This window comes from Telluria sp. AIW5 (genome assembly GCF_056680575.1).
Window position 1 is genome coordinate 4,615,526 of the sequence record NZ_CM155289.1, and the last position, 25,371, is coordinate 4,640,896.

Genomic DNA, 25,371 nt, shown 5'->3' on the forward strand with positions numbered 1-25,371 from the left:
CCTATCCCAGTAGGGAGGGGAAGCGCATGTCGATGCATGGCGAGTGTGGGCAAGGCGCGAGGAGGCCGCATGGCCAGCCACGAATCTGCCAAACGCGCGACGAGCAAGGCCGCCCACGCTCGTCAGGCGCGACAGGAGCGACTCCTGCCTACTGGGATAGGCTCCAAGTAGGCAAATAAGGCAGACGTGCGCCCATGTTCAATGGGCGCACGTCGCGCTACACTGATCCCACACCGGTTCCAGTTCCAGCTCAGTTCCAGCTCATGTGGGAGGTCGCAATGCACGGCTTTTCCTTGCTTTGTCCATGCGCGCGGCGTGCCGCCGCCCAATCCTGACACACGCAGGTCTCCCAATGAACGCCCTCGACCAAGGCCAGCTGGCCCAGTTGCGCGCAGCGCTCGTGTCGCAACTGGCTGCGCTCAGCAGCACGGACGCGCCGCAGGCGGACGGCGGGCACGACCTGCCCGTGCCGGAAGTGGAAACCTCGCCGGCCGACAAGGCCACCGTGCGCCTGCTGAACGATCTCGCACTGGAGGCGGCCGGGCACCACGCGGCCCGGATGCAGGTGCTGCGCCATGCACTGGCGAAATTCGACGACGGCAGCTATGGCCTGTGCGAAGAATGCGGCAGCGACATCGGCTTTTCTCGATTGCAGGCACGCCCGGAAGCGCGCCTGTGCATCGGGTGCCAGACGCGCGCGGAAAAACGCTAGCCGGGGCTGCGCCGCGACCCTGCGTCAACGACCACTCAGTGAGCGCTCAGTGAGCGCTCAGCGGACTATCTCGGGCGGAATCGAGGCGTCGAAATCGGCCCAGTCGCCATCCACGATATTGCCGCGGGCGCGCTCGACCTGGACCGCGCCCAGCCGGCGCAGCACGTCGACCGCGTCTGACTCCTGGCCGGCGTCGTCAAAGGCGACAGCGACCAGCATGCCGGCCTTGCGCTGCTCGATCGGCGCGCGGCCGCCCTGCTCGCCTTCGCCAGCTTCCTTCATCTTGCTGAAGCTGAACAGCGAGCCGACGTGGGCGCCCACCAGGCCGCCGACGATGGGGCCGGCCGGCCCGGTGACCGGCGCCGTCGCGGCGCCGAGGATGGCGCCGACCGCGCCGCCGGTGGCGCCGCCCTGCACCACGCCGATCGGCGTTTCCTTGGCGCCCGGCGAATGCAGGTTGTCGCCGCCGATCGGGGTCATGTCGTGCTGTCCCGCCTGGCTTAAATAAAAGATACTGACGCGCTCGCCGGTGAAGCCGGCCTGTGCCAGCGCCCGGGACGCGGCGTCGGCCTCGCCCTGGGTCTGGAAATGCCCTGCAATGATCGTCGACATCGGTTTCTCCTGCATCGTTGTTTAGGCGAAGCATGCTCCTGCTGGGCTGTCCTCTCTGTACGCAAACGCACGCAGCCTACCGCCACTGGCCATACGCCATTTCGTCGAAACCCGGTTCAGGTTCGGGTTCCTGCCAGGCGCGCGGATCGACCCGGTAGTATTTCAGGAACTCGTCGTACAGGGCCGGATGGCGCCCCGCGAGGCGGTGCGGCTGCTCGAAGAAGGCTTCGGTGGCGACGGCGAAAAACTCGGCCGGATTGGTTGCGCCGTAATGGTCGAGCACGCCCTCCTGGCCGAACCAGGCGTCGTGGCGCAGGGCCGCGAAATCGCGTGCGAGCACCTCGGACCAGCTGCGGTAACGCTCGGCGCTGCCCAGGTAAGGCGCGCCGTTGGTGGTGCCCGATTCGCTGTCGAGCTGGTGCGCGAATTCGTGCAATACAACGTTATGCGAAGGCGGCGCATCCAGGCCGGCGCGGCGTACATGGTCCCAGGACAGGATCACCCGGCCGTCGCCCCAGGATTCGCCGAGTAAATCCTGGCGCTCCTCGGTGACGACCCCGGCGGCGTCGACCTGGCGCCGCGGCACCAGGAAGGCGCCCGGATAGACCAGCACCGCGTTCAGGCTCGGATAGACGGCCTCGCCGCGGGCGCCGAGCAGCAGTAGACAAGCCTGGCCGGCGATCGTCAGGCGCATCTCCCCGGTGATCTCGAGCCCGGCGCAGCCGACAAAGGTTTTTTCGTGCAGGAAACGCCGCACGAGGCGCTCCAGCCGGGCGCGTTGCGCCTTGTCCATCGCCCGGTATTGGCCGATATTGCGTTCGAGGATGGCGATGGCGTCCGCCCCCAGCGGCTGCGCCAGCGCGCGCCGCAGGCGCCAGCGCGGCAGCGCCCAGGCCAGCAGGCCGGCCGCAGCCAGGATCGAGACGGTCAACAAGGCTTCCATCAGGCGGCTCCTGCCACTGTGGCGACGTTCACGCGTCGGCCAGGTGCGCGTCCAGTTCGTCAGCGCCGCCGATCAGGCGTCCGCCGATGAACACTTGCGGCCAGGTCAGGCGGCCGCTGACGGCGCGCAGCACGCTCGTATTGATTCGCTGGTCTTGCGAGAAGTCGGTATACCGCAGTCCGCGTTCCGACAGCGCTTCCTTGGCACGCGCGCAGAACGGGCAGCCCGGACGCGAGAACATGACGATTGGCTCCGGTGCGCGCGCTTCCGGGTTAATGTAGCGCAGCATGGTGTCGGCGTCGGATACCTTGAACGGGTCCTCGTCTTCGCCCTCTTCCTCGATGAAGACCTTCTCGATGATGCCGTCGCGCACCAGCATCGAATAGCGCCAGGAACGCATGCCAAAGCCGAGCGCGCGCTTGTCGACGAGCATGCCCATGCCGCGCGCGAAATCGCCATTGCCGTCCGGGATGAACGTGATGCCCTCCGCGTCCTGGCCCTGCTTCCACTCGTTCATCACGAAGGCATCGTTCACCGACAGGCACAGGATGTCGTCCACGCCATTGTCGCGGAACACCTGGGACAACTCGTTATAACGCGGCAAATGGGTCGAGGAACAAGTGGGCGTATAAGCGCCCGGCAGGGAGAACACGACGACAGTCTTGCCCTTGAACAGTTCGTCGGTCGTCAGGTCGCGCCATTGGTTCTCGGGACGGGCCTTGAACGTGACTTGCGGTACGGGTTTTCCTTCGAGCGATTCGGCAGTTGGCAGCATGGAGACTCCTTTTGCGGTGGGTGATGCGGCCAGGGTGGCCGCTTCCCTCGCAGTTTGGGCCTGTTGCCGGGTTTTCAATATTCGCAGTCCCCGTGCCGTGACAGGGACGTAAACGGCAAACGCCGCGCAATGCGCGGCGTTTGCTTGACGACAGCGATCGTCGGTTACGGGATTGCGCCCCGGGTCTCCACCGCGGCGCCTCCCGTCGGTAGGCTTACTTGGCCAGCTGGCTCGGCGCCGGGCCAAACAGCGCGGCGACCAGCGGATCGCGGGTGACCGGGCTGCGGTTCACGCGGATCGCGTAATGGGTGTCGTCGGCCAGGATGTGGAAGTGGCGGCCGCTGCCGGCCATGCTCTGCTCGCGCAGGCCTGGACGTTCCTTGCGTGGGGCGACGCCCTCGCGCTTGGGCTGGCAGATGGCGGCGAGGAAGGCTTTCACGCGTTCCTGGTCAGGGCAGATCTGGTAGACGGCCTTGCCGAGGTAGGTGGCGGTGCCTTCGATATAGCGAGCCAGTTCGATCACGCCGGCTTCGCGCAGGTCGCGGATGTACTTGCGGGCGCCCGACGGCGAAAATTTCAGGAACCACGCGATCTCGTCGGCCAGCATTTCGTGGGTCGACAGTTCGTTGATCAGCTTTTGCATGTTCTCGATCCGACGCTGCGTTGCAGAAGTCGACCGCACGCGCTCGATCGGCGCCAGCGAGATGGGCGCGCGTTCGGTTGGCTGTGGCGGGACGCGTTCGATCAGCGCTGAATTGCTGGAAGTGTGCACTGCGCCGATGTCGCCTTGCACCGCGTTGTGATGAGTCGTTGCATGCATGTTGATTTACTCCAATAAAGAGAGAGACTTGGAAGGCCCGGGTCGCTGTGTGTGGTCTGACACTCCGACAACACCTCGGGTTCCGCTTAACTGACCACAAGATTGCCTGCGTCAGCCCGGCCGGTCTGTGCGCCATCCCACATTGGCAAAATTCCTCTAAGCATTTTTATGAATTTGTCCTAGCGGAAAATCAATCGTGCGGGCCTAACTCGACTTTTGTTGCAAAAACGCGACGTTTCAGTAAAGATTTTTGCCATAGAAATAATTATCGAAATTACACCTTTTTATGCGCTCTATATAAGGGGAATTTTGTGAGTGCAGCATGTTGTTGCGAATTTGTCACTCAGCAGTATGAATAGGTGCGCTAGCGCACCGACCCTCGGGAACCCCACTCGTATTCTTCACTCCAACATCACTGTTAAGCACGCGATGTCACCTACCTTTTCAACTTATGGGAGTTTCCTGTGAACAATACGAAGAAGATCGCCCTGGCCGTGGCCATGCTGTGCGCCGCCGGTACCACGCTGGCCCAAGAAATCAACCCGTCCTGGTACATCCAGCCGAGCATCGTCGGCATGAAGCCGGACGCTGACTTCGGCGTGGACAAGAAGGACGTGGGCGGTGGCCTGAAGTTCGGTAAAGCCATCAACCAGTACTGGGACGTCCAGTTCGGCGGCTCCCACGTGCGTACCGAAGACGGCCCGGCGGCCTACCGCCAGACCCTGCTGGGCGTCGATGGCCTGCTGATGCTGTCGCGTAACCGGGTGCGTCCATTCGTACTGATCGGCGCCGGCGTCGAGCGCGACAAGGTTGAAAACCCGCTGCGCCACGTGAGCCACAACTCGCCATACTGGACCGCCGGCGTCGGTGTCCAGGCAACCCTGACCCCGCAATGGTCGCTGCAGGCCGACATCCGTACCGTGCGCAGCGACCTGCGTCACGACGAAGACTTCGGCTTCAACAAGCCGAACAACAAGTACATCACCGTCGGCCTGAACTACGCCTTCAACCCGCCGCCAGTCGCAGCCGCACCAGTCATGGCACCGGCACCGGTCGCCGAAGCTCCGGCACCTGCACCAGCGCCGGCACCGGTCGCTCCGCCGCCGGCACGCTTCGAGAAGGTCACCCTGTCGAGCACCGAACTGTTTGAATTCGACAAGGCCACCCTGCGCGCGCCGCAGCCGAAGCTGGACGAGATCGCCGCTGCCCTGCAGGCCGACACGAGCATCACCGACGTCGACGTCACCGGCTACGCAGACCGCCTGGGTTCGGAGAAGTACAACCTGAAGCTGTCGCAGCGCCGCGCCGATGCCGTGCGTGAATACCTGGTCAACAAGGGTGTCGACGGCAGCCGCCTGAAGGCCTACGGCAAGGGCGAAGCCAACCCGGTCGTGACCTGCACCGAGAAAAACCGTGCAGCCCTGATCAAGTGCCTGGAGCCAAACCGCCGCGTCGAAGTCGAACAGATCACGATCGAAAAGCGCGTTCAGTAATCGGCATCTCAGCCGCCGCTCCGGCATCACGGCCGAGCGGCGCTACGCGGCCTGGTCGGCCGCGGCCTGGGGGGCACTTGGCCCGGTCAATCTCGATTCTCACGATGACAGGTTGATCGCGGAGCCCGGTGCCCCTTTTTCTTTTTCGGAGAATCGGTATGGATACGGTCAGTAAAGAAAAAAGACAGTGGATTCCGTCCCCGCGCCAGATCTTCCACATCATCAAATGCGCGGTGACCGAATGGCTGGCGCACCGTGCCGCCAGCAAGGGCGCAGCCCTCGCCTTCTATACCCTGTTCTCGATGGCGCCGATCCTGGTACTGGTGATCGCCGTCGCCGGCTTCTTCTATGGCGCGGAAGCGGCGCAGGGCCAGTTGCTCAGCGAATTGCGCGGCCTGGTCGGCAAGGAAGGCGCGGAGACGATCCAGTCCATCCTGGCCGGCGCCCGGAACAAGGAAACCGGCAAGATCGCCACCATCATTGCGACCGTGCTGCTGCTGGTGGGCGCCACCAGCGTGTTTGCCGAGCTGAAGGACAGCCTCGACGAAATCTGGGACGTCCCGGCGCCGAAAGACGCCAGCTGGTGGGACACGGTGCGCACCCGCGTGCTGTCCTTCGGGCTGATCCTGGTGCTGGGCTTCCTGCTGCTGGTGTCGCTGGTCGTCAGTGCGGCGATGAACGTGGTCGACGGCTATCTCGGCGGCATGTGGAAAGACTCGGCCATACTCATGGGCTGGATTTCGTCCTGCATCGGTTTCCTGGTGATCGCGACGATGTTCGGCGTGATCTACAAGCTGCTGCCGCGGATCAAGCTGTCCTGGCATGACGTGATCATCGGGGCGCTGGGTACGGCCGCCATGTTCACGCTGGGTAAATTCCTGATTGGCCTGTACATCGGCAACAGCGGCGCGGCGAGCACTTTCGGCGCGGCCGGCTCGCTGATCGCGCTGCTGCTGTGGGTGTACTACTCGGCACAGATCTTCTTCCTGGGCGCCGAGTTCGCGCGTCAGTATGCGCTGCAGCTGGGTAGTTTGCGGCACAAGCCGGAGCAGGAGACCGGGGCGAAGAATGTGAAGCGGATGGCGTGACGGGCGGTTCGATGAAATGAAACGGCGCGGATCCGATGGGGTCCGCGCCGTTTTTTCATGTTGGTGTGCAAGCGATGACGATGCGGCGGCCCTGTGGCTGATTGACCGTCTGACCGCGTGGGCCTGCCGACCCTGGGGACCCTTGCGTAACGTAGGGTGGGCATGCCCACGCGTTTTACGTGCCTTTGCACACCCGACCGCAATTACTCGCCCAACAACTCCGCCACAAACTCCATCCCCTCGACCCGCTCCGCCACCGTCTTGAGGATCACGACAACCGGCACCCCCAGCAGCAAGCCCCACATCCCCCACAGCCAGCCCCAGAACAGCAGGCTGACAAACACCGCCGCCGGGTTCATCTTGGCGATCTTGCCGGTCATCCAGGTGGTAACGACCATGCCGACCAGCGTCGCGATGCCCATCGAGGCGCCCGCGACCAGGATGACCATGCGCAGCGATTCGAATTGCAGGAAGGCGACCAGCCCGGTGGCGGTGGTGATCAGGAGCGGGCCGAAATACGGCATGATGTGGGCCACGCCGGAAAAGATGGCCCAGGCGCCGGCGTTCTCCAGGCCGATCGCGCGCAGCGCTACCCACATCAGCAGCGCCAGCAGGATATTCGTCACGAGCAGCATGAACATATAGCTCTGGATCGAGGTGTTGATGTCGTCCAGGATGTGCACGGTCACTTTTTTTCGGGTCAGCGAGGGCCCCGTCAGCTTGACCAGCTTGCGCTTGAAGGTGTCCCCGGCCAGCAGCAGGAAGAACACGAGGAACAGCACCATCGTGGCCTGGCTGATGAAAGAGGCCAGCCCGACCGAGCCGGCGAGCAGCCAGTCCGTGACGCGGAAAGCCGGCGAATGCGGCTGCGACAGCGTGGGACGGCGCTGGACCAGGCGCGCGTCCTTGTTCTGGCCGACGCTGGCGGTGGCCTGCTCGATCTCGGCGGCCGCCTTCTGCATCTGCTGGATGGTCCCCTCCCCGCTGGCGGCGGAGGCGAGCAGCTTGGTGACCTTGTGGGTGAGCGTGGGCAGCTCGTCGATGATGTTGAAGAATTCGTCCTGCAAGCGGTACATGGTCGCGCCGAGTCCGCCGATCAGGATGGCGGTGACGAGGGTCGCGCCGATGACGCGCTTGACGTGGATGCGCTCGAGCCAGCGTACGACCGGGCTGAGCGTATAAGCGATGAAGATGCCGAGCAGGAGCGGCACGAAGAATTTTTGCGCCCATTGCAGCGCGAACACGAAGGCGACCGTGGCCAGGATGCCGAGCGACAGGCCGCGCGCATTCACGTGAATCGGCAGGCGCAGGTTGCCGGACTGCAGGGTCAGGTCATCGCCCGGACCGGAGTGGATCTCCGGCGGGACGATGTCGGCCGTGATGGCCGGCGATGCCTCGAGGGCGGCGGGATTGTTCTGCCCGGCGGGAGCCGAGCCAGGACTGGCGAGATGCATATGTTTGCCGTTTCAAATTGCCGGACCGCCGCCCAGCGGCTGGGATTACTTCACGCGGATGTCGTTCTTCACCGATGTTACGCCCTTGACGCCGCGTGCGACTTCGACAGCACGCTGTGCATCGCCTGGCTGCGAGACGAAGCCCGACAGCTGGACGTCGCCCTTGAAGGTCTCGACGTTGATTTCGGTCGCTTTCACGGTCGGGTCGGCAGCGAAGGCAGCCTTCACCTTGCCGGTGATGACGCTGTCGTCGACGTATTCGCCGGCGCTTTCTTTCGTTGGGCTCGATGCGCAACCGACCATGGTGAAGGCGAGCGCGCCGGTGAAGATAGCGGTGGCGAGACGTTGGGTGATTTTCATGATGTATCCCTTTCTTCGTTGGTCAAAATCAAAATTGCTCGTATGAGCGAATCCGGTACGTCACTTGCCGTACGCGGTTTTTGCGGCGTCGACGCAATGGTCTTTCGCCGCGCCGGCAAACGCGTCGCACTTTTCGAGTGCGACCCGGTATTCCGCCGTCAGTTTGTCTTCACGCGCATTGCTGCGCGCTTCGATCATCTTGCGATCGGCCGTGGCATCGGCCTGGGCGGCGATCAGGGTCGCCTTGGCCTGCTTGATGCACACGTCGCGGTCGTTGCCCGTTACCGCGCCGCAGCGTGCCTTGTCGCGATCGTAGTTCGCGTCGGCGATGCGCATGCGGGCCTGGGTATAGGCCTTCAGGGTGTTCTTGTAGGCGGCGCCCGCTTCTTCCTCGACCCGCACGCGCTCGGCTTTCGCCTCGGCGATGCAGACATCGCGCGGATTGCCGGTCACCAGCTCGCAGCGTGCGTGGGCTGCCTTGTAATGGGTGGCCGCCTGGTCGCGCGCCGTGTTGTACGCCGTCTTGGCGTCCGGCACAGTCTGTGCGCGGGCATGGGCGGACCACACCAGGGCGGCGCCGATGATCAGTAATGCGTGGACGTTTCTCATCTTGGTTGTCATGTTCTTGTTCTCCTGATTGCGCATGTCGCGTGACCGTGAGTGATGTTTTACGCCGATCCTGCCGCGTTCTCTGTTCGCTGTCGAACACAACAGAAAATGTTGTTTATATAATAGTAATCTGGCAACTCACAGTGCGTCATCGCACAGACCCCACCCTGGCCCGCTCGTATTCTTGACTCACACCTTTTTGCCAGGAGAACAATATGAAAGCACCACGCACCCTCGCCGCCGCAGCCGTTGCAGCCGTCGCCCTGCTCTCGGGCTGCGCCAGCTCGCCTTCGTATGACAACGGCTACAGCAACAACAATGGTTACAGAAGCGGCTACAACAACACCGCTTCGATGGGCTACGGCGTCATCGAATCGATCCAGGTGACCCAGGCCGAAGGACGCACGAGCGGTGCCGGTGCCATTGTCGGCGGCCTCGTCGGCGCCCTGGCGGGCAACCAGGTCGGCAGCGGCACGGGCCGTACCGCCGCGACCGTCGCCGGCGGCGTTGCCGGCGCTGCGATCGGCAACAACGTCGAGAAGAACCGCAATACCGGCAACGGCCAGGAGATGTACCAGGTCAACGTGCGCATGGACAACGGCGAATACCGCACCGTGGTCCAGGACAACGTCTACGACCTGCGCGTGGGCAACCGCGTGCGCCTGGTCGACGGCCGCGCTTACCGCTACTGATCCGGCGTGCGCGGCGCAGCCGTGGTGCCTTCGTCCTCTCCGATGTCATATCGGGCATGGACACGTACTGCCTCCTGCGCCGCACGCATCGCTTGACGCATCACCGGGCCGGCCTTGCCGGCCCGTTTCATTTCATGGAGGTGAAGATGAATGCCAAGACCCAAACGATGCGCGTGGTGATGGCTTGTTTGCTGGCGGGCGCGGGCGGCATGGCCGGCGCACAAACGAGCAACAACGCCAGCAACGCCAGCAACGCCAGCAACGATGCGATGGTGACGCCGGCCGCGGCCAGCAAGCAAGCCCGCGAAATCGCGCGCGGCGATCCGGCGCGCTGGTATCGCGAGGATGCGACGGCCCAGCAGCAATGGCGTACGCGCCAGAAGGAAATTGGCGCGGCGCTGGATGAAGCGAAGCGGGCTTGCGGCCAGGGGCCGGCGGCGGAGCGGTCGGAGTGCGTGAGGGCGGCGCAGGCGACATACAGGGAAGAGTTGAATGCGGCGCGTGCCGAAGCGGGTGCGCAACCGGGGACCCGGACGCGTTGATATTGCGGGCGACGGACAAGCGTCTTCGCGGCCAACGAGAATGGATGCGTGCGTAACGCGTGGGCATGCCCACCCTCCGGTACGCATGGGCCGCAGGTGCAGCATCGCCTGGACCGACCAGCAAAAAAAGACGGCGTCCAATCAATGATTGCGACGCCGCTCAAGCCCCACCATATTCGTTGACCCTCAGGCCTGGCCGACATGACGGCCACAGCCGCCATGCGGGACTTATCAGGCTTCGTACTGCGATTGCGCGCGCCGTTTCTTCATGTACCAGCCGGCGACACCCGCCAGTACGGCACCCGCGAGGGCTTGCTTGCCCATGCGGCGCTGGCGCAGGAAATTGAATGCGGTCAGCGCGTACGGTGCGAGTACCGAGATGCTGGTGCCCGTAGGTTTCAGCAGAGCATCAGCCCTTGCCCGCAGTGCCCACGTTGCGTGGTCCAGAGCAGAATGTAGCATGACTTCGGGCCGCGCGCCGTGCTTTACCTGTGCCTTCGCATAAGTGACGCCAGCACGGTAGAACTCGCCTTCGCGCAGCAGCTCGGCCTTGCGCTTGACCGGGTCGGCGCTGTGCTTGTGGCCAGCCAGTCCGGTCGGCTCGTCCTTGTCGTGCTTGTGAGGCTTGTGATCCTGATGATCGTGTTTGTCCATGTTCCCTCCCCTGTTGGTGGCCGCTTACATCAGCGCGTCGCGGTCGTGGCGCAGTTCGTTCATCGTTTCCGGGAAGGCGAGCTTGCCTTGCTTGAGCATGGCCAGTCCCTTCATCACGAGGACGACCGTGATCACCAAAAACACCAGGAACATCACCAGCAGGATCTTCCAGCCCCAGCTATCCCAGGCCAGCATCACGATCGTCGCGGTGCCGTAGGCCAGTGCGAACCACACGGCGAGAACGGCGCCGGCGAAGATCGCCAGCAGTTCGATCACGTGGTTACGCACTTCCGACATCTCGAGCGCCGCCAACTCCACGCGCGACACGATGAGGCCGAACAGGTTCTTCGCCAGGCCGGAGATCCCGCCCATGAGTCCGGGACCATGCACGACGGTTTCGGTCTTTTCCATGGCGTTCTCTCCGGCGCGAATTATTTACGACCCAGGAAGATGCCGACCAGCAGGCCGACACTTGCCGCCGCGGCGACGGTGCGCCATGGGTTGTCCTTAACGTAGACATCGGCGCTCTCGGCCAGTTCCTTGCTCTTGATGACTGCTTGACCCTGGTACTGGCTCGCCTTGCCCATCGCGCGGTCGAGCAATTCCATGCCGCGCGAACGCAGCTCGTCGGCCTTCACGCCGGTCAGCGAAGCGGCGGCGGTCAGCAGGGCCTGGGCATCCTTGACGAGGACCTTCATGTCGGCGCCGGCGTTCTGGATGCCGTCGTCGATCGAGCGGCTGGTGCGGGTGGTGTCTAGCATGGTGAACTCCTGTTATCGGTGATGTGATGGTTAGAAAAATTAGCGCACAAGGAAATCGTGCATGTCGTCGGCGTGCTCTTCCTCGACGGCGAGGATCTCGACCAGCATCTGCCTGGTCGTCGGGTCCTTGTCGCCGATCGCCTGGATCATCTGGCGATACGACTCGATGGCGACCCGCTCGGCGATCAGGTCGGCGCGGACCATGGCTTGCGTATCTTCCGAATCGTCGTACTCGGCATGCGAACGGGCCGTCAGCGTGGCCGGGTTGAAATTCGGCGAGCCGTTCAGTTGCACGATGCGCTCGGCGATGCGGTCGGCGTGGTCCTGTTCCTGCTGGGCATGCTCGAGGAATTCGGCCTTCAGGGCGCCGTTGTTCGGGCCGCTGACGGTGAAGTAGTGGCGCTTGTAGCGCAGCACGCACAGCAGTTCGGTGGCGAGCGCGTCGTTGAGCATGGCGATGACGGCTTCGCGGTCGGCCGCGTAACCCGCGGTGACGGCGCCATCGTCGAGGTTGGCCGCGGCGCGGCGGATGGCCTCGATATCGAAGCCATGCGCCAGTGGCGTCTTGCTTTGTTCCATGATGTTTCCTTAAAAGTGCAGGTTAAAACTTTAGCGGTTGGCCGAACGCGGCGGGATCGGCGCGTTGTCGTTCGACAGCACGATCTCGACACGGCGGTTCAGCTGGCGGTTCGATGCCGTATCGTTGGCGGCAACCGGGAAGGCTTCGCCATAGGCTTTCATGGCGATCCGTTCGCGCGCCACGCCCATGCCGGCCAGTGCCATGGCAACCGAATTGGCGCGGCGCTGCGACAGGTTCTGGTTGTAGCTCGAGCTGCCGGTGCTGTCCGTAAACCCTTCGACCAGCACAGTGCGCTCCGGGTTCTGTGCCATCACGTCGGCCAGCTTGCGCAGGGTCGACATTCCGTTCGGTGTCAGGTTCGCTTCGTTGGTGGCGAACAGCACGTCGCCGATGGTCACGACCATCCCGCGCTCGGTCTTGGTCGCGTGCAGCTCGACCAGCAGGGCTTCGAGCTTGGCGGTGCGTTCGGCCATCATCCGGGTCTGGTCCTGGGCCATGGCGGCCTGCTGCTGTGCCGTCGCGGCTTGCTGCTGGGCAGCCATCGCCGCAGCCTGCGCGTCCGCCGCGTCACGCTTGGCGCGCTCGGCCTCAAGGGTGCGTGCTTCCAGGCGCACCTCGGTACGCTGGCGCGATGCGTCGGCGATATTCGCCTCGGCGGCCTTGCCACGCGCCACTTCCTGGGCGGTGGCGATTTTCTGCTTGGCGACATAGGCCAGGCGGTCGATGTCGTTCAGGCTTTCCTTCTTGGCGGCGGCCGCGTTGGCGCGGTCGAGCGCATCGCTGGCCTCCTTGAATTGCAGCGGTGCATAGCTCGACACTTGCGGGTCGTTATTGGCGGCGACGAAATCGGCGCGCGCCTGGTCCAGCGTCGGCGTGGTGGTCGGCACGGTGCTGCAGGCGGCCAGCAGGATGGCGCTGGCAAGGACGGCCGGTTTCAGGAAACGTGGTGTCATGGTCTTCCCCTTCATTCATGGCGCCGGTGAAGGCGCGTTCGCGTTCTTGTGGATGCTGCCGCGGCGTGCGGGGCGCCGGCCAGCGCAACGAGGTAGCAGCTGCTTACTGCGAATTGGCGCGGTCGACTTCCTGGCGCAGCACGCGCAGGTCTTCGTTGAGTGCGTTCGAGGCGGCGGACGCCTTGGCCGAGTTGGCCTTGCTCTGCGCCAGCTGTGCATCGGCCTGGGCCTGCATCGCCAGTTCACGTGCCAGCTTGTAATCCTTGGCGGCGAGTGCTTCGTTGGCGCGCATCATCTTGGCGCGCGCGGCCGTGATTTCCTCCGGCGCCAGGTCGGCGGCGCCGGCCTGCACGGCGTTGGCGACTGCATTGCGCGATACCGCGACATCGGCCGTGGCCGGCGCCTTCTGGCTGGCGCAGGCGGCAAGTGCCAGCACTGCGGCGAGTGCCGCGGCGCGGCCGAGGGTGTTCATCGGGCGATTCATATCCATATCTTTCTCCTGTGGATGTAAGCAAGTTGTTAACGTTATAAGCCTGTTATCGGTCGCGTTCGGTTCGCTGCCGCACATAGATCGTACATCGCGGGGCATCCACCCATGCTCATCGGCCGCACCGTGCGACACCGCACATTTGCCGCCCTTCCCTTTGCGCTAAGCTTGGCCGCAAGATCGATACCCTTTGAAGGATCGTCATGCCCGATACCACCACCCAGCACGATGCCGCCCACAAGCATGGCGGCAAGAAAAAGAAAATCCTCCTCAGCCTGCTCGCCATCCTGATTGCGATTCCGGTCATCGCCATCATTTTCATCCTGACCTTCGACTGGAACAAGGCGCGCCCGTGGTTGAATGCCAAGGTAAGCGAAGCCATCGAGCGTCCCTTCGCGATCCGCGGCAACCTCGCGGTGCAATGGGAAGTCCCGGCGAAGCGCATGGCGCCCTCGGACCGCCACCTGCGTGACTGGCTGCCCTGGCCGCACCTGATCGCCAACGACGTGCACGTCGGCAATCCGGCCAGCATGAAGCAGATGGACATGGCGCGCGTGCGCCAGTTCTCGTTCTCCCTGAATCCCTTCGGCCTGCTGCACCACACGATCGGCATCCCGGTGCTGCGCTTCGATGCGCCGTATGTCGAACTGCAGCGCACCGACAGTACCCATTACAACTGGGTCTATAAAAAGAAGGACGAGAAATCGAAGTGGGAGCTCGACCTCGAGCGCGTGGTGCTGACCGATGGCGTGATCCGGGTCGTCGATGCGGTGACCAAGGCCGATGTCACGGCCAATGTGCACACGCTCGACAAGGATGCGAAATACGGCATCGGCTTCAAGGTGACGGGCAGCTACAACGGCGCCCCGGTCACCGGCGGCGGCAAGGTCGGGCAGGTGCTCTCGCTGAAGGACCAGGACACGCCTTACCCGGTGCAGGCCGACATGCGCAGCGGTGCCAGCCGCATCGCCATCGAAGGCACGGTCACCAGCCCGGCCAAGCTGAAGGCGGTCGACCTGCAGCTCGAACTGGCGGGACGCAGCATGGCGCAACTGTATAACTTCACCGGCATCACGCTGCCGGAAACCCCGGCCTTCTCGACCTCGGGCCACCTGGTCGGCGAGCTCGACCGCGAGCATGGACGCTGGACCTACGACAAGTTCAAGGGCAAGGTCGGCGCCAGCGACATCGGCGGCAAACTCGTGTACGAAGGCGGCAAGCCGCGCGGCAAACTGTCGGGCAATGTATCGACCCGCCAGCTGCTGTTCTCCGACCTCGCCCCGCTGATCGGCGGCGATTCGAACGAGAGCAAGAAGGCGCGCGGCGTCGCGACCGTGCAGCCGGGCGGCAAGGTGCTGCCGGTGGAAGAATTCCGCACCGAGCGCTGGAAGGCGATCGACGCCGACGTGCGCTATACCGCCGAAAGCATCCGGCGCGAGAAGACACTGCCAATCAGCAAGCTGTCGACCCACCTGATCATGAAGGACGGCGTCATCACCCTCGCCCCGCTCGACTTCGGCGCGGCCGGCGGCACGCTGCGTTCGACCATCCGCCTGGACGGCAGCGGCGCCAGGGGCAAGAACACGATCGCGGCCACGGCCAAGGTCACGGCGCGCCACATCCAGATCAAGCAGCTGTTCCCGACCATCGAGAAGATGCAGGCGACGGTCGGCCAGATCAACGGCGACGCCCAGCTGTCGGCCACCGGCAGCTCGGTGGCGGCCCTGCTCGGCTCTTCGAACGGCGAGGTCAAGGCGCTGGTCAACGAGGGCACGATCAGCAAGATGCTGCTGGAGGAGATGGGCCTGAACGTCGGCAACATCATTGTCACCAAGCTGTTCGGCGACAAGACGGTGCAGCTGAACTGCATGGCCGCCGACTTCGACGTCAACAAGGGCCTGATGCAGTCGAACGTGTTCGTGGTCGATACCGCGGAAGCGATCATCCGCGTGAACGGCAGCATCAGCCTGGCCAACGAGCAGATGGACCTGACGATCAAGCCCGACACCAAGGCGCTGCGCCTGTTCACGCTGCGCGCACCGCTGTATGTGCGCGGCCCGTTCAGCAAGCCCGATGTGTCGGTCGACAAGGGCGTGCTGGCGCTGAAGGCCGGCGGCGCCGCCGTGCTGGCGGCGGCTGCGGCGCCGGTCGCCGCGCTGATCCCGCTGATCAATACCGGTCCCGGCGAGAACAGCGAATGCGGCAAGCTGGTCGCACTGGCGAAGGAAAAGCCGGTCGCGCCGCCGCCGGGCAAGGCCAAGACGCACTGAGCAGTAAGTTGGCGTGTGTGTGTGTTGTCGAACAGACTCGACATGTGCACGGATTTATTCTGGCATCAACGCTGAAACAGGAATACGGCAATCGAGGATTACGCATGACGCATTGGAAACCGGCCCTGGCCTTGCTGGCGGCCCTGATGTTCGGGGCTCCGCTGGCGGGCTGTGGCAGTCCCGGCGGCCTGCTGGCTGCAAGCCCGGCGGTGGAAGATTCCACCATCACCACCGGCGTCAAAACAGCCATCGGCGGCAATACGGAACTCCATGCGGCCGACATCGATGTCGCTACCCGCGAAGGCATTGTCCAGCTGAGCGGCTATGTCGTCTCGGCGGAAAGCGTGGCCACCGCAGCATCGGTTGCGCGCACAGTGAAGGGCGTAAAGTCGGTCAGGAATGACCTACGCCTGAAGTAAAACCCACCAAGGAGATCAGTATGAAAAACATCAAACACCTGGCAGTATGCGCTACCCTGGCTACCCTGGCACTGGGCATGACCGGTTGCTCCGATATGACGCGACAGGACAGGAACACCGCGATCGGCGCCGGCGCCGGTGCAGTGGTCGGCGGCGTGTTGACTGGCGGAAGCGCTGTGGGCACGGTCGGCGGCGCAGCCGTTGGCGGCGTCATCGGCAACCAGACTGGCAAGACGCACTGATTTACCCCCTTGGTAGTACCCAAAGGCAAACACACACGAAACGCCCCGCTCGCGCACTGCGCCGGCGGGGCGTAACGTTTCTGGGGTGGTGCTGACGAGAGCGCTCAGCCTTGCGGATTCGTTGCGCGCACCATGCATTGGGAGAGCTTGTCGAAATGCTGGAGTGCGGCCTGGGTCAGCTCGATGCGTTTGCGCCGCGTGTCCTCGGTATCGGCCAGCATGATCCAGCCCTTCTGGCGCATCGATTTCAGGCGGTTGTGCACGGTCGCGGGGGCGCCCAGTTCCTGGTTGCCCATCACGTCGCGCACCGACAGGCGCTCGTCGGTCTGCCCGGCCCGCGCGATGAGGGCGAGGATGCGTTCTTCGAGCGGATCGAGCGGGGGCAGCGAAGGCAAGCCGCGCAATGCTTCGCTCAGTTGCAGGAAACGCAGGTAGATGTCGGCCGGGCGGGTTTTCTTCATGATCCTGTCAGTACAACGCCGGAAGCTGGCGCGACGCAGTGTCGCTTTCCCCTACCGGCTGGCTGGCGAATATTGTACTGTACGGGCACAATGAGCCCCTTCAAAATGAATACGCTGATGATCAGCGCGACCATCCTGTTGTTCACCCTGGCACTGGCGATCAACGAACTGCTGTTCACGCGCCTCGAATTTGCGCCCGGCATCAACTGGATTTACCTGCCGGCCGGCGTGCGCCTGCTGTGCACCCTGCTGTTCGCCGAAGCCGGCGCGGTCGGCCTGCTGCTGGTGTCCTGGGCCGTGTGCTTCTTCTATTTTTTCCCGGACGACCCGGTGCGCTCGTTCGCCGGCGGCGTGCTGGCCAGCGTCAGCCCGTACCTGGTCTACCTCGGGATGCGGCGCCACTTCGGTTTGCAGGCGGCGCTGACCAACCTGACGCCCACGCGCCTGCTCATCTGTGCGCTCGCCTTTTCGCTGGCCAGTCCCCTGCTCCATCACATCTGGTTCGCTTTGTACGAAGGCAAGACCGGCCTCGTGCGCAGCTTCATGGTGATGGCGACCGGCGACTTTTTCGGCACGATCACCGTTCTGTACGCAGCAAAATTCATCCTGATGCGCGTGGCGCCCAGGCTGCGCTGAGCGCTAAACAAAGGCGCTAAACAAAGGCGCTCGACAAGGCACCAGCACCCGCATCCTTGACGATCTCGTAGCAGGTGCAGGAGGCGGCCGCCAGTCCTTCGGCATCGAGGATCTCGATATTCCCGCGGCTGTAGATGATCAGCCCCTGCTGCTGGAGGGCGCTGGCCGCCTTGGTCACGCCGACCCGGCGCACGCCCAGCGCGTGGGCCAGGAATTCGTGGGTCAGGTGGAATTTGTCGGATTGCAGGCGGTCGCGCGTGATCAGCAGCGAACGCGCCAGGCGCGCCTCTAGCACGTGGAAGCGGCTGCAGACGGCGATCTGGATCGCCTGCGCCAGCAAGGTGTCGGTGTAGCGGTACAGCACCCGCTGGAGTGCGGCGTTGCGCGCGAATTCGGCGCGGAAGGCGGCGCTGTCCATGCGGCTGGCGCTGCCGGGCCGCTGGACCACGGCGCGTACCTGGGCCGTTTCATGGCCGAGCGCGACGGTGGCGCCCAGCATGCCTTCGCGGCCCACCAGGCCGACCTCGAGTGTCATGCGCCCGCCGGCCACGCCCAGCAGCGAGATCAGGCAATCATGCGGAAAATAAATATACCGGATGGGATTGCCTGCTTCGCCCAGCACTTCGCCGGCCTCGACGTGAACCTGGTCGAGCATCGGCAACACCTGGGCAAGCTCCTGCGGCGGGAGCGCGGCCAGCAACAAATTGGCGTTGTGCTCGGCGACGTCGGGAGTAGCAGCAAAGTCCATCGAACCCTCGCGATAAATGACAGGCCCGGCAAGTGCCGGGACGGATAGTTAGATACATTTGCAAACAATTTCGATCAGGTTAAATGCTCTGATAGCAGGGTGTATGTTCGGTGACGCACGGAATACCTTGTTGTTCCTAGGGACAATCCTTCCCATCGGCCGGCCCCGCCTGCCGATGCGGAAATGGACAAGCCAACCGCAACTCTTGGAGAACAAGCTATGAACAACATTCCCACTCCACCGGCCCGCGCCCAGCACCATCCATTGCTGCTGCTTGCCGCGCTCGCCGTCGTGCTGTTCTGCCTGATCGGCACCGCAGCCATCATGGGCTGGATCCCCTCTTCGATCGGCGGCAATTCAACGCGCCAGCTCAACGAGGCCGAGCGTGCCGCGTTGGCATCGAGCCTGCCGGCGGCCGCCCCCGCTGCCCCGCTGGCGCAGCTGGCGCCGCAAGGTCCGGCCTACCCTGCCGCGCAGGCCGCACAGGTGGCGCCTGCCGCACCGGCCTATCCGTCGCAGCAGCTGGCCCAGAACTACGCGCCGGCAACAAGCCAGGCCTATGCGCCGGAGCCTGAACCGGCCCCGCGCACGATCGTCAAACCGAAGCCGGTGCAGGTGGCCGCCAGCGAACCGAAATGGTGCGGCAACTGCGGCAACATCGAATCGGTGCAGGCGCTCAAGCACCGTGCCCAGGGCAGCGGCGTCGGCGCGGCCGGCGGCGCGATCCTCGGCGGCCTGCTGGGCAACCAGATCGGCGGCGGCCATGGTCGTCAATTGGCGACCGTCGCCGGTGCAGTCGGCGGCGCGGTCGTCGGCAACCAGGTCGAGGGCAACATGAAGGCGACCACCAGCTATGAGATCCGGGTGCGCCTGGACGACGGCACCCTGCGCACTTTCCACCAGTCGAGCCAGCCGCAATGGCGTAGTGGCGACCGCGTGCGCATCGTCAAGGGCCACCTGCGCAGCGCCTGATACCGATAGCAGCCGCTTCGCGGCATTCGAGCAACACCCAGCAAGGCCGGCCGTCGCCAGACCGCCGGCCTTGACTTTTTCCTACGTGCAATGTGCGCCACCGCACGGAAATACTGCTGAGCTACCCCGAGAATGGATGAGCGCCGAAAGGGCGCGTGCCACGCTGGCGGCGCACGGCGGATAGCGTTCATGTGAACCTTCCGCTCAATTCAAACTTCGCATAAGGGGAGCACCATGAACAGCCTTGCATGGATCGGCATCATCGCCTGGGGCCTGGTCGTCACGGGTTTCGGGCTTGTCTCGGCCACGCCGCCGCTCGAGCAGGCGGGCGAGCTCGCGGCGCACGACGTCTTCTTCCTCGTCAGCGGCGGTTTGCTCACCTGCCTGATCGGGATCGTCGGCCTGCTCGGCTTCATGGGCTGGATTCCAGGCTTGCAGAGCGCCGGAATGCCGGGCGCGGGCTTGCGAAATAAACAAAAATCTCGCGCATAATGTACGCCAGCGAACGGTCATGCTGAGCTGGGCGCGCGATACTGGATTCACGGCGCCACTATCGGCGCGAACCCCAGTGAGGAGACTCATCATGCTCTATACCATTGCCATCGTTCTTATCGTCTTGTGGCTGCTCGGCCTGGTCACCTCGTACACCGTGGGCGGCTTCATCCACATCCTGCTCGTGGTTGCCGTCATCATGATCCTGGTGCGCCTGATCAGCGGTCGAGGCATATAGCAGGCTGCATGCAATATCAAATCGGTTGTACCGGATGGTGTGCGGCGCTAAGCTTCGCATTACCGGTACCGGCCAAGCACCACCCGTAGCAGGTTTTGACCAATCCGTTTCGCGGTCGTGCCCCATGGGCGCGCCTACGAAACGGATTTTTTCTTTCAAGGAGCACATCATGTATTCGAAACTGACCAAATCCGCCGTCGCAGCCACCGTCCTCGCCCTGGGCGTCTCCGGTTGCGCCGACATGAGCGCCACCCAGCGCGGCACCGCACAAGGCGCCGGCGCCGGCGCAGCCCTCGGCGCGCTGATCGGCGGCACCACCCACGGCGGCGGCGGCGGCCGCGCCGCCAAGGGCGCCGTCATCGGCGGCGCAGCCGGCGCCGTGATCGGCAACATCTGGTCCAAGCGCATGGAGCAGCAGAAACAGGCGATGGAGCAGGCGACCCGCGGCACCGGCGTGCAGGTGACGCAGACCTCCGACAACCGCCTGAAACTGGACATCCCGAGCGACGTCTCCTTCGACTCTGGCCGTTCCGACATCAAGCCGAACTTCCAGCCAGTGCTCGAGCGCTTCGCCGCCACCCTCAACGAGAACCCGGCAACCAACGTGGTCATCATCGGCCACACCGACAACACCGGCGGCCCGGCCATCAACCAGCCGCTGTCGGTCGACCGCGCGGCGCGCACCCGCGACTACCTGGCCGGGCGCGGCGTGAACCCGAGCCGCATCACGGTCGAGGGCCGCGGCGAACGCGAGCCAATCGCCTCGAACAACGACAACAGCGGCCGCGCACGCAACCGCCGCGTCGAGATCTACGTGGCGGAACCTGGCCGCGGCTAAGTCGATTCATAAGACTGGCATCTACTTCGACCGCACGCATAAGTATTTCTTATGAAGAGCAAGCCGCCCGGTGCACGCCGGGCGGCTTTTTTTGCGCCTGCCCCACGGCGAGGGCGTCGGCGTCAAGACTGTCGTATTGCTGCAAACCCTTCCGTTGGACGCCATGAACGCGGACCCAGCGCAAGGACAGGAAGCCGTTCCGGCGGGATAGTGTTGCTTCGTTTAAGCAACATTTCCTGTCGCCATCATGCCCGATACCTGCGCGCCGCCACAGCACGACTCCCATGAAACACCTGCCTTGTGGCGTCCGTCGGCGGTCGTCGCCTGGAGCCTGTTCTTCACGCCGGTGTTCGGGTCCTGGCTCCTGATGCACAACTGGCGCGTGCTGGGGCAGGCGCGTGCCGCCCGCAGCGCGCAGTGGTGGCTACTGGGCAGCGTGCTGGTGCTGGCGCTGGAATTGCTGGCCGGCGCCATTACCGAGCGGGTCAACGGCAACGCGCCGTTTGCCCGGTGGCTGGCCCTGGCCTGGCTCGGCCTGTGGCTGCTGGGCGCGGCCGCGCCCCAGTGGCGCCTGGTGCGGCGGCGCTTCGGCCGGCGCTATGCGCGGCGCGGCTGGAATGGCGCGCTGGGCATGGCGGTGCTGTGCGGCCTCGCCTGCTGGGGCGCAGGAGCGATGTTAACGAGTTTGCTTCTGGCATACACCTGAACTGGCTTACCCGCCCACCTTACCCGTATAACGCGATCGTTCTCTCAAGCGTCCTCATCTGCCGATGCGTACGCTGCCGTACCAAGCACGTCCGGTTTCAACGCGTACACTATCCGCTATGAGGAAACGGAAATTGTATGCTTGACATTCTTGAACGCGTCGACCCGCACAGCAACGACATCGACCTGCTCATCGAGCTGGTCGATTGCCTGCGCCCGCGCCGGCGTCATCCCGGCCATGCGCGCGCGGCCGTGCGTACGCTCACACAACTGTTGAAAGGGAACCCGGCGCAGGCCTGGGCGCTGCGCAGCTATATCGTCACCCTGCTCGAAAAACGCCGCCACACGAGCCTCTACAGCGACATCGGCATCCTCTCGAACGACGGCTTCTTCACCGAACTCAAGCGCCGCATCGCCTGGCGCGTGCTGCCGCCCGCGCTCGACGATTTATACCTGTCCGATGCGCTCGACCAGGTGCTGTATGCGGAAGAGGATCATTACTGGATCCGCTCGGTCCCCGACGCCGACTGGCTGGCCCTGTTCGACGTCGTCGCCGAGGCGCCGCCGCCGATGGACGCCGCGCCCGACCGCGCGCACCTGGTCACGACGATGGGCATGCTCGACGCCATCCGCACCCTGTCCTGCCGCGTCTGCGCGCTGGGCCTGGAGCCGCGCCTGGTGCACAGCTACAGCGAGATCGAGGATTTCGATTCGCCCTTCCTGATGCAGAACATCGAGGTCAACCACTACCTCGACGAATACGGCAGCTTCCTGCAAGGCACGATTGCCCGCCCGGACGATCCGCGCCACCTGCTCGTGATGCTCGACCAGTGCGACGAGGTCGTCGGCAAGATCCGCCGCAATTCGCTCTCCTTCGGCACCAGCGTCGCGCTGACCTATGTGCTTGTCGCCATTACGCAGAGCATCGAGCGGCTGCGCAAACTGCTGTTCCTGGTCGACAGCAGCGAATCGGCCGAAGAAGAGGCGCCGGTGCTGCTGGCCGCGCCGCAGGACCTGCCCGAACAGCCGGCCTCGGAAAGCCGCGCCCTGGTGCCCATCCCGCCCGTCGCGGGACCGCCGCGTCCGGTCAGCGCGCGCCGTGCGGCGGCGCTGGCCCTGGCCCAGGAACTGGTCGAGGCCCACAACACGAAATACCAGGTGCGCGGGCTGTTTCGCGACAATATCCACCTGCTGGCCCGTAACGTCACCGAAAACGCCAGCCGCACCGGCGAGCATTACATCGCCGAAAGCCGCGCCCAGCTGCGCGACATGTTCAAGGCCGCGGCCGGCGCCGGCTTCATCGTCGGCTTCATGGCGACTTTCAAGATCTTGCTGTCTTACCTGCGCGCCGCGCCCCTGGTCGAGGCTTTCCTGTTCAGTATGAACTATTCGCTCGGCTTCATGTTTGTCCACATGCTGCACTGGACCATCGCCACCAAGCAGCCGGCCATGACGGCCCAGCGCATCGCCGCCGGCCTGCACAGCCGCGACGGGCGCAGCATCGATTTCGACAGCATGGCCGAGCTGGTGAACAAGGTGTTCCGCACCCAGATCGTTTCGGTGCTAGGCAACGTCGTGGTCGCTTTCCCGACCGCGCTGGTGATCGCCATCGCCTGGCAGCAAATGACCGGCCACCACCTCGTCTCGCCGGAGAAGGCGCATCACCTGCTGCACGACATCGATCCGATCCACACCCCGGCCCTGTTCTATGCCGCCATTGCCGGGGTCTGGCTGTTCGTGGCCGGCCTGATCTCCGGTTACTACGACAACAAGGCGCTCTACACGCGCATGGGCCAGCGGGTGCGCCAGCTGCGCTGGCTGGGCAGCCTGATCGGCGACAAGCGGCGCGGCCGCCTGGCGCGCTATGTCGAGGACAATCTCGGCGGCCTGATGGGTAACTTCTATTTCGGCATTTTGCTCGGCACCACCGGCACCGTCGGCTACCTGCTCGGCCTGCCGCTCGACATCCGCCACGTCACCTTTTCGACCGCGAATGTCGCGACCGCCCTGGTGGGACTGGATTACCGGATGAGCTGGGAGATGGCCGCGAATGCCACGCTCGGCGTGGCGCTGATCGGTGCCGTGAACTTGCTGGTGAGCTTCAGCCTGGCGCTGTGGGTGGCGCTGCGCGCCCGCAAGATCCAGTTCAAACGCAGCATCCTGCTGCTGCGCGCACTCGGCCGGCGCTTCATGAGCGCGCCGCTCGACTTTTTTATCGGACCAAGGGACGTCGACACGATCGAGATCCACGTCGCCACAAGGGGAAACAAATGAACATGCAACGGATCAAATGGTCGCTCGCATCGTTGCTTCTGGTGGGCGTGATGGCGTCCTGCCGCACGCTGCCCGATGCCGACCGGCTGCCGGACACGCCGCAGAAGGCCAACCCGACGGTCGAAACCGCGAAAGGCACGCTGCAGAAGCAGCAGGCCGCGCAGCTGCTCAAGCGCCGCTGGGCGAATGCGACCGGCGACCTGAAGCAGCTGGCCGTGCTGGAGGAACAGGCCACCGGCCTGCCGCTGATCGCCGGCAACCGCGTGCAGCTGCTGTTCGACGGTCCGGCCACGATGCGCGAAATGATGGCGGCCGTGAAGAGCGCGACCACCTCGATCAACCTCGAAACCTATATCTTCGACCAGGACCCGATCGGCCTGCAGTTCGCCGAACTGCTGATGGAAAAGCGGCGCCAGGGCGTGACGGTGAACGTCATGTACGACAGCGTCGGCACCCTCGGCACCCCGCAAGTGTTTTTCGACCGCATGCGCGCGGCCGGCATCAACATGATCGCCTTCAACCCCGTCAATCCGGCCAAGGCCAGGGGCAACTGGTCGATCAACAACCGCGACCACCGTAAACTCATGGTGGTCGACGGCAGCACGGCCTTCACGGGCGGCATCAACATCAGTAGCGACTACGCCAACAGCTCGCTGTTCCGCTCGCGCAGGAAGCCGGACAACGTCGACAAGAACAAGGTCGGCTGGCGCGATACCCACGTGAAGATCGAAGGTCCGGCGGTGGCGACGCTGCAGTGGGCCTTCGTCAACAACTGGGTGCGCCAGGAAGGCGGCGAGCTGTCGGCGCGCGATTATTTCCCGCGCCTGGCGCCCGTCGGCGACAAGTTCGTGCGCGTGCTCGCCACCGAGCCGGGCAGCAACTCGGAAATCTACAAGTCGCTGATGCTGGCGATCGGCGAAGCAAAGAAATCGGTCCACATCACCTCGGCCTATTTCGTGCCCGACCAGCAGGTGGTCGATGCGCTCATTGCCGCCGCCAAGCGCGGCGTGGACGTGAAGCTGGTGCTGCCGGGCGTGTCCGACCACGGCCTCGTCATGTATGCGGGCCAGGCCTTCTTCGACCAGTTGCTGGCGGGCGGCGTGAAGATCTTCCAGCTGCAGGTGGCCGTGCTGCACGCGAAGACGGCCGTCATCGACGAAGCCTGGTCGACGATCGGCTCGGCCAATATTGATCGCCGCAGCTTCATCCACAACTACGAGCTGAACGTGGTCGTGATCGACCCTGCCTTCGGGCGCGACATGGAAAGCGCCTTCAACGAAGACCTGCGCGACTCGAAGGAAGTGACGCTGGAAAAATGGCGCGACCGGCCCTGGGCGGACCGGATCAAGGAATGGGCGTCGCGCTTGACGGAGTACTGGATCTGAGTACGGCGCCGCTTGCGAGGCGCGATCCGTAGGGTGGACTCCCGAGTCCACGCGGTCGCACCCTTGCATACCGCGGCGCCTGAGAACATCCCTGGACATACGCTTTGCGCGCGTTTCGATATGCCTGCGTTGCACCGCGTGGACTCGAGAGTCCAC

Annotated in this window: 31 protein-coding genes; 16 read left to right on the forward strand and 15 right to left on the reverse strand. The window is 64.4% G+C overall.

What is annotated here, in order from left to right; translation table 11 throughout:
- Positions 1-352 precede the first annotated feature (352 nt).
- Complete coding sequence (locus AC1MEM_RS20430; RefSeq protein ID WP_499473632.1) at positions 353-712, forward strand: TraR/DksA family transcriptional regulator; 360 nt, start codon at positions 353-355, stop codon at positions 710-712.
- Between the two features lie 57 nt (positions 713-769).
- On the opposite strand, the gene AC1MEM_RS20435 is transcribed toward AC1MEM_RS20430, so the two are convergent.
- The 4 genes from AC1MEM_RS20435 to AC1MEM_RS20450 form a co-directional block, all read right to left on the reverse strand.
- Positions 770-1,324 (reverse strand): hypothetical protein, encoded by a 555-nt coding sequence (locus AC1MEM_RS20435; protein WP_499473634.1) that lies wholly within the window; start codon positions 1,322-1,324, stop codon positions 770-772.
- A 76-nt stretch (positions 1,325-1,400) separates the two neighbouring features.
- Positions 1,401-2,267, reverse strand: coding sequence for a M90 family metallopeptidase (locus AC1MEM_RS20440; RefSeq protein ID WP_499473636.1), 867 nt, complete (start codon positions 2,265-2,267; stop codon positions 1,401-1,403).
- A gap of 28 nt (positions 2,268-2,295) precedes the next feature.
- Complete coding sequence (locus tag AC1MEM_RS20445; protein ID WP_499473638.1) at positions 2,296-3,042, reverse strand: glutathione peroxidase; 747 nt, start codon at positions 3,040-3,042, stop codon at positions 2,296-2,298.
- A gap of 214 nt (positions 3,043-3,256) precedes the next feature.
- The gene (locus tag AC1MEM_RS20450) at positions 3,257-3,862 is read right to left on the reverse strand and encodes a winged helix-turn-helix domain-containing protein (RefSeq protein WP_379719772.1); all 606 of its coding nucleotides are present in this window, start codon (positions 3,860-3,862) and stop codon (positions 3,257-3,259) included.
- A 464-nt stretch (positions 3,863-4,326) separates the two neighbouring features.
- On the opposite strand from AC1MEM_RS20450, the gene AC1MEM_RS20455 reads away from it, so the two are divergent.
- Together AC1MEM_RS20455 and AC1MEM_RS20460 are read left to right on the forward strand one after the other, a co-directional pair.
- Entirely contained in the window at positions 4,327-5,355 is a 1,029-nt protein-coding gene (locus AC1MEM_RS20455) for an OmpA family protein (RefSeq protein WP_499473640.1), read from the forward strand.
- Between the two features lie 158 nt (positions 5,356-5,513).
- Entirely contained in the window at positions 5,514-6,443 is a 930-nt protein-coding gene (locus tag AC1MEM_RS20460) for a YihY/virulence factor BrkB family protein (protein ID WP_499473642.1), read from the forward strand.
- A 203-nt stretch (positions 6,444-6,646) separates the two neighbouring features.
- Here the strand turns inward: AC1MEM_RS20460 and AC1MEM_RS20465 are convergent, their stop codons facing one another.
- Genes AC1MEM_RS20465 through AC1MEM_RS20475 form a run of 3 tightly spaced genes read right to left on the reverse strand, consistent with a single transcriptional unit; the run spans position 6,647 to position 8,878 of the window.
- Positions 6,647-7,897, reverse strand: coding sequence for an AI-2E family transporter (locus AC1MEM_RS20465; RefSeq protein WP_499473644.1), 1,251 nt, complete (start codon positions 7,895-7,897; stop codon positions 6,647-6,649).
- A 45-nt stretch (positions 7,898-7,942) separates the two neighbouring features.
- On the reverse strand, positions 7,943-8,257 hold the full coding sequence (locus AC1MEM_RS20470) for a BON domain-containing protein (protein ID WP_499473646.1): 315 nt from the start codon (positions 8,255-8,257) through the stop codon (positions 7,943-7,945).
- Between the two features lie 60 nt (positions 8,258-8,317).
- A complete protein-coding gene (locus AC1MEM_RS20475) occupies positions 8,318-8,878 on the reverse strand; it encodes a hypothetical protein (RefSeq protein WP_499473648.1) in 561 nt (186 codons plus the stop codon).
- Between the two features lie 203 nt (positions 8,879-9,081).
- On the opposite strand from AC1MEM_RS20475, the gene AC1MEM_RS20480 reads away from it, so the two are divergent.
- Positions 9,082-9,558 (forward strand): outer membrane lipoprotein, encoded by a 477-nt coding sequence (locus AC1MEM_RS20480; protein ID WP_499473650.1) that lies wholly within the window; start codon positions 9,082-9,084, stop codon positions 9,556-9,558.
- 146 nt (positions 9,559-9,704) lie between these two features.
- Positions 9,705-10,100 carry a hypothetical protein gene (locus AC1MEM_RS20485; protein ID WP_499473652.1) on the forward strand — a complete coding sequence of 132 codons (396 nt, stop codon included), beginning with the start codon at positions 9,705-9,707 and terminating at the stop codon, positions 10,098-10,100.
- A gap of 231 nt (positions 10,101-10,331) precedes the next feature.
- Here the strand turns inward: AC1MEM_RS20485 and AC1MEM_RS20490 are convergent, their stop codons facing one another.
- From AC1MEM_RS20490 to AC1MEM_RS20515, 6 genes are all read right to left on the reverse strand, one after another.
- Complete coding sequence (locus AC1MEM_RS20490) at positions 10,332-10,754, reverse strand: hypothetical protein (protein ID WP_499473654.1); 423 nt, start codon at positions 10,752-10,754, stop codon at positions 10,332-10,334.
- A 24-nt stretch (positions 10,755-10,778) separates the two neighbouring features.
- Positions 10,779-11,165 carry a phage holin family protein gene (locus AC1MEM_RS20495; protein ID WP_499473656.1) on the reverse strand — a complete coding sequence of 129 codons (387 nt, stop codon included), beginning with the start codon at positions 11,163-11,165 and terminating at the stop codon, positions 10,779-10,781.
- Positions 11,166-11,185: 20 nt separating this feature from the next.
- Positions 11,186-11,515, reverse strand: a complete 330-nt coding sequence (locus tag AC1MEM_RS20500; RefSeq protein WP_499473658.1) for an ElaB/YgaM/YqjD family protein — start codon at positions 11,513-11,515, stop codon at positions 11,186-11,188.
- A gap of 39 nt (positions 11,516-11,554) precedes the next feature.
- Positions 11,555-12,094 carry a ferritin-like domain-containing protein gene (locus AC1MEM_RS20505; RefSeq protein WP_499473659.1) on the reverse strand — a complete coding sequence of 180 codons (540 nt, stop codon included), beginning with the start codon at positions 12,092-12,094 and terminating at the stop codon, positions 11,555-11,557.
- A 30-nt stretch (positions 12,095-12,124) separates the two neighbouring features.
- Complete coding sequence (locus tag AC1MEM_RS20510; protein WP_499473661.1) at positions 12,125-13,048, reverse strand: OmpA family protein; 924 nt, start codon at positions 13,046-13,048, stop codon at positions 12,125-12,127.
- A 103-nt stretch (positions 13,049-13,151) separates the two neighbouring features.
- Positions 13,152-13,532 carry a DUF4398 domain-containing protein gene (locus tag AC1MEM_RS20515; protein WP_499477713.1) on the reverse strand — a complete coding sequence of 127 codons (381 nt, stop codon included), beginning with the start codon at positions 13,530-13,532 and terminating at the stop codon, positions 13,152-13,154.
- Positions 13,533-13,738: 206 nt separating this feature from the next.
- On the opposite strand from AC1MEM_RS20515, the gene AC1MEM_RS20520 reads away from it, so the two are divergent.
- From AC1MEM_RS20520 to AC1MEM_RS20530, 3 genes are all read left to right on the forward strand, one after another.
- Positions 13,739-15,805, forward strand: coding sequence for an AsmA family protein (locus tag AC1MEM_RS20520; protein ID WP_499473663.1), 2,067 nt, complete (start codon positions 13,739-13,741; stop codon positions 15,803-15,805).
- 104 nt (positions 15,806-15,909) lie between these two features.
- Complete coding sequence (locus AC1MEM_RS20525) at positions 15,910-16,224, forward strand: BON domain-containing protein (RefSeq protein ID WP_499473665.1); 315 nt, start codon at positions 15,910-15,912, stop codon at positions 16,222-16,224.
- Positions 16,225-16,244: 20 nt separating this feature from the next.
- Positions 16,245-16,466 (forward strand): YMGG-like glycine zipper-containing protein, encoded by a 222-nt coding sequence (locus AC1MEM_RS20530; protein ID WP_499473667.1) that lies wholly within the window; start codon positions 16,245-16,247, stop codon positions 16,464-16,466.
- Between the two features lie 104 nt (positions 16,467-16,570).
- Here the strand turns inward: AC1MEM_RS20530 and AC1MEM_RS20535 are convergent, their stop codons facing one another.
- Positions 16,571-16,927: a winged helix-turn-helix domain-containing protein gene (locus tag AC1MEM_RS20535; protein ID WP_499473669.1), complete on the reverse strand. Its 357-nt coding sequence runs from the start codon at positions 16,925-16,927 to the stop codon at positions 16,571-16,573.
- Between the two features lie 90 nt (positions 16,928-17,017).
- On the opposite strand from AC1MEM_RS20535, the gene AC1MEM_RS20540 reads away from it, so the two are divergent.
- A complete protein-coding gene (locus AC1MEM_RS20540; RefSeq protein ID WP_499473671.1) occupies positions 17,018-17,563 on the forward strand; it encodes a hypothetical protein in 546 nt (181 codons plus the stop codon).
- 16 nt (positions 17,564-17,579) lie between these two features.
- Here the strand turns inward: AC1MEM_RS20540 and AC1MEM_RS20545 are convergent, their stop codons facing one another.
- Complete coding sequence (locus AC1MEM_RS20545; protein ID WP_499473673.1) at positions 17,580-18,311, reverse strand: Crp/Fnr family transcriptional regulator; 732 nt, start codon at positions 18,309-18,311, stop codon at positions 17,580-17,582.
- A gap of 219 nt (positions 18,312-18,530) precedes the next feature.
- Here AC1MEM_RS20545 and AC1MEM_RS20550 point away from each other — a divergent pair, with 219 nt between their 5' ends.
- The 7 genes from AC1MEM_RS20550 to cls all read left to right on the forward strand — a co-directional run bounded on the left by AC1MEM_RS20550 (position 18,531) and on the right by cls (position 25,215).
- On the forward strand, positions 18,531-19,283 hold the full coding sequence (locus tag AC1MEM_RS20550; protein ID WP_499473674.1) for a glycine zipper 2TM domain-containing protein: 753 nt from the start codon (positions 18,531-18,533) through the stop codon (positions 19,281-19,283).
- A gap of 234 nt (positions 19,284-19,517) precedes the next feature.
- The gene (locus tag AC1MEM_RS20555) at positions 19,518-19,775 is read left to right on the forward strand and encodes a hypothetical protein (RefSeq protein WP_499473676.1); all 258 of its coding nucleotides are present in this window, start codon (positions 19,518-19,520) and stop codon (positions 19,773-19,775) included.
- Between the two features lie 91 nt (positions 19,776-19,866).
- The gene (locus AC1MEM_RS20560) at positions 19,867-20,013 is read left to right on the forward strand and encodes a lmo0937 family membrane protein (RefSeq protein ID WP_193686458.1); all 147 of its coding nucleotides are present in this window, start codon (positions 19,867-19,869) and stop codon (positions 20,011-20,013) included.
- Between the two features lie 169 nt (positions 20,014-20,182).
- A complete protein-coding gene (locus AC1MEM_RS20565) occupies positions 20,183-20,851 on the forward strand; it encodes a YiaD family glycine zipper/OmpA-like lipoprotein (protein ID WP_499473679.1) in 669 nt (222 codons plus the stop codon).
- A 298-nt stretch (positions 20,852-21,149) separates the two neighbouring features.
- Positions 21,150-21,557, forward strand: coding sequence for a hypothetical protein (locus AC1MEM_RS20570; protein WP_499473681.1), 408 nt, complete (start codon positions 21,150-21,152; stop codon positions 21,555-21,557).
- Positions 21,558-21,694: 137 nt separating this feature from the next.
- Entirely contained in the window at positions 21,695-23,830 is a 2,136-nt protein-coding gene (locus AC1MEM_RS20575; RefSeq protein WP_499473682.1) for a site-specific recombinase, read from the forward strand.
- On the forward strand, positions 23,827-25,215 hold the full coding sequence (gene cls, locus AC1MEM_RS20580) for a cardiolipin synthase (protein ID WP_499473684.1): 1,389 nt from the start codon (positions 23,827-23,829) through the stop codon (positions 25,213-25,215). The genes AC1MEM_RS20575 and cls overlap by 4 nt, the downstream gene beginning before the upstream one ends.
- Positions 25,216-25,371 lie beyond the last annotated feature (156 nt).

Coding starts and splice junctions, on each gene's coding strand:
- AC1MEM_RS20490 (WP_499473654.1), bottom strand. CDS start 10,754: ATGGACAAACACGATCATCAGGATCACAAGCCTCACAAGCACGACAAG.
- AC1MEM_RS20515 (WP_499477713.1), bottom strand. CDS start 13,532: ATGAATCGCCCGATGAACACCCTCGGCCGCGCCGCGGCACTCGCCGCA.
- AC1MEM_RS20505 (WP_499473659.1), bottom strand. CDS start 12,094: ATGGAACAAAGCAAGACGCCACTGGCGCATGGCTTCGATATCGAGGCC.
- AC1MEM_RS20485 (WP_499473652.1), top strand. CDS start 9,705: ATGAATGCCAAGACCCAAACGATGCGCGTGGTGATGGCTTGTTTGCTG.
- AC1MEM_RS20555 (WP_499473676.1), top strand. CDS start 19,518: ATGAACAGCCTTGCATGGATCGGCATCATCGCCTGGGGCCTGGTCGTC.
- AC1MEM_RS20500 (WP_499473658.1), bottom strand. CDS start 11,515: ATGCTAGACACCACCCGCACCAGCCGCTCGATCGACGACGGCATCCAG.
- AC1MEM_RS20530 (WP_499473667.1), top strand. CDS start 16,245: ATGAAAAACATCAAACACCTGGCAGTATGCGCTACCCTGGCTACCCTG.
- AC1MEM_RS20525 (WP_499473665.1), top strand. CDS start 15,910: ATGACGCATTGGAAACCGGCCCTGGCCTTGCTGGCGGCCCTGATGTTC.
- AC1MEM_RS20450 (WP_379719772.1), bottom strand. CDS start 3,862: ATGCATGCAACGACTCATCACAACGCGGTGCAAGGCGACATCGGCGCA.
- AC1MEM_RS20550 (WP_499473674.1), top strand. CDS start 18,531: ATGAACAACATTCCCACTCCACCGGCCCGCGCCCAGCACCATCCATTG.
- AC1MEM_RS20440 (WP_499473636.1), bottom strand. CDS start 2,267: ATGGAAGCCTTGTTGACCGTCTCGATCCTGGCTGCGGCCGGCCTGCTG.
- AC1MEM_RS20430 (WP_499473632.1), top strand. CDS start 353: ATGAACGCCCTCGACCAAGGCCAGCTGGCCCAGTTGCGCGCAGCGCTC.
- AC1MEM_RS20465 (WP_499473644.1), bottom strand. CDS start 7,897: ATGCATCTCGCCAGTCCTGGCTCGGCTCCCGCCGGGCAGAACAATCCC.
- AC1MEM_RS20510 (WP_499473661.1), bottom strand. CDS start 13,048: ATGACACCACGTTTCCTGAAACCGGCCGTCCTTGCCAGCGCCATCCTG.
- AC1MEM_RS20535 (WP_499473669.1), bottom strand. CDS start 16,927: ATGAAGAAAACCCGCCCGGCCGACATCTACCTGCGTTTCCTGCAACTG.
- AC1MEM_RS20540 (WP_499473671.1), top strand. CDS start 17,018: ATGAGCCCCTTCAAAATGAATACGCTGATGATCAGCGCGACCATCCTG.
- AC1MEM_RS20575 (WP_499473682.1), top strand. CDS start 21,695: ATGCTTGACATTCTTGAACGCGTCGACCCGCACAGCAACGACATCGAC.
- AC1MEM_RS20475 (WP_499473648.1), bottom strand. CDS start 8,878: ATGACAACCAAGATGAGAAACGTCCACGCATTACTGATCATCGGCGCC.
- cls (WP_499473684.1), top strand. CDS start 23,827: ATGAACATGCAACGGATCAAATGGTCGCTCGCATCGTTGCTTCTGGTG.
- AC1MEM_RS20435 (WP_499473634.1), bottom strand. CDS start 1,324: ATGTCGACGATCATTGCAGGGCATTTCCAGACCCAGGGCGAGGCCGAC.
- AC1MEM_RS20460 (WP_499473642.1), top strand. CDS start 5,514: ATGGATACGGTCAGTAAAGAAAAAAGACAGTGGATTCCGTCCCCGCGC.
- AC1MEM_RS20480 (WP_499473650.1), top strand. CDS start 9,082: ATGAAAGCACCACGCACCCTCGCCGCCGCAGCCGTTGCAGCCGTCGCC.
- AC1MEM_RS20565 (WP_499473679.1), top strand. CDS start 20,183: ATGTATTCGAAACTGACCAAATCCGCCGTCGCAGCCACCGTCCTCGCC.
- AC1MEM_RS20560 (WP_193686458.1), top strand. CDS start 19,867: ATGCTCTATACCATTGCCATCGTTCTTATCGTCTTGTGGCTGCTCGGC.
- AC1MEM_RS20445 (WP_499473638.1), bottom strand. CDS start 3,042: ATGCTGCCAACTGCCGAATCGCTCGAAGGAAAACCCGTACCGCAAGTC.
- AC1MEM_RS20520 (WP_499473663.1), top strand. CDS start 13,739: ATGCCCGATACCACCACCCAGCACGATGCCGCCCACAAGCATGGCGGC.
- AC1MEM_RS20545 (WP_499473673.1), bottom strand. CDS start 18,311: ATGGACTTTGCTGCTACTCCCGACGTCGCCGAGCACAACGCCAATTTG.
- AC1MEM_RS20470 (WP_499473646.1), bottom strand. CDS start 8,257: ATGAAAATCACCCAACGTCTCGCCACCGCTATCTTCACCGGCGCGCTC.
- AC1MEM_RS20495 (WP_499473656.1), bottom strand. CDS start 11,165: ATGGAAAAGACCGAAACCGTCGTGCATGGTCCCGGACTCATGGGCGGG.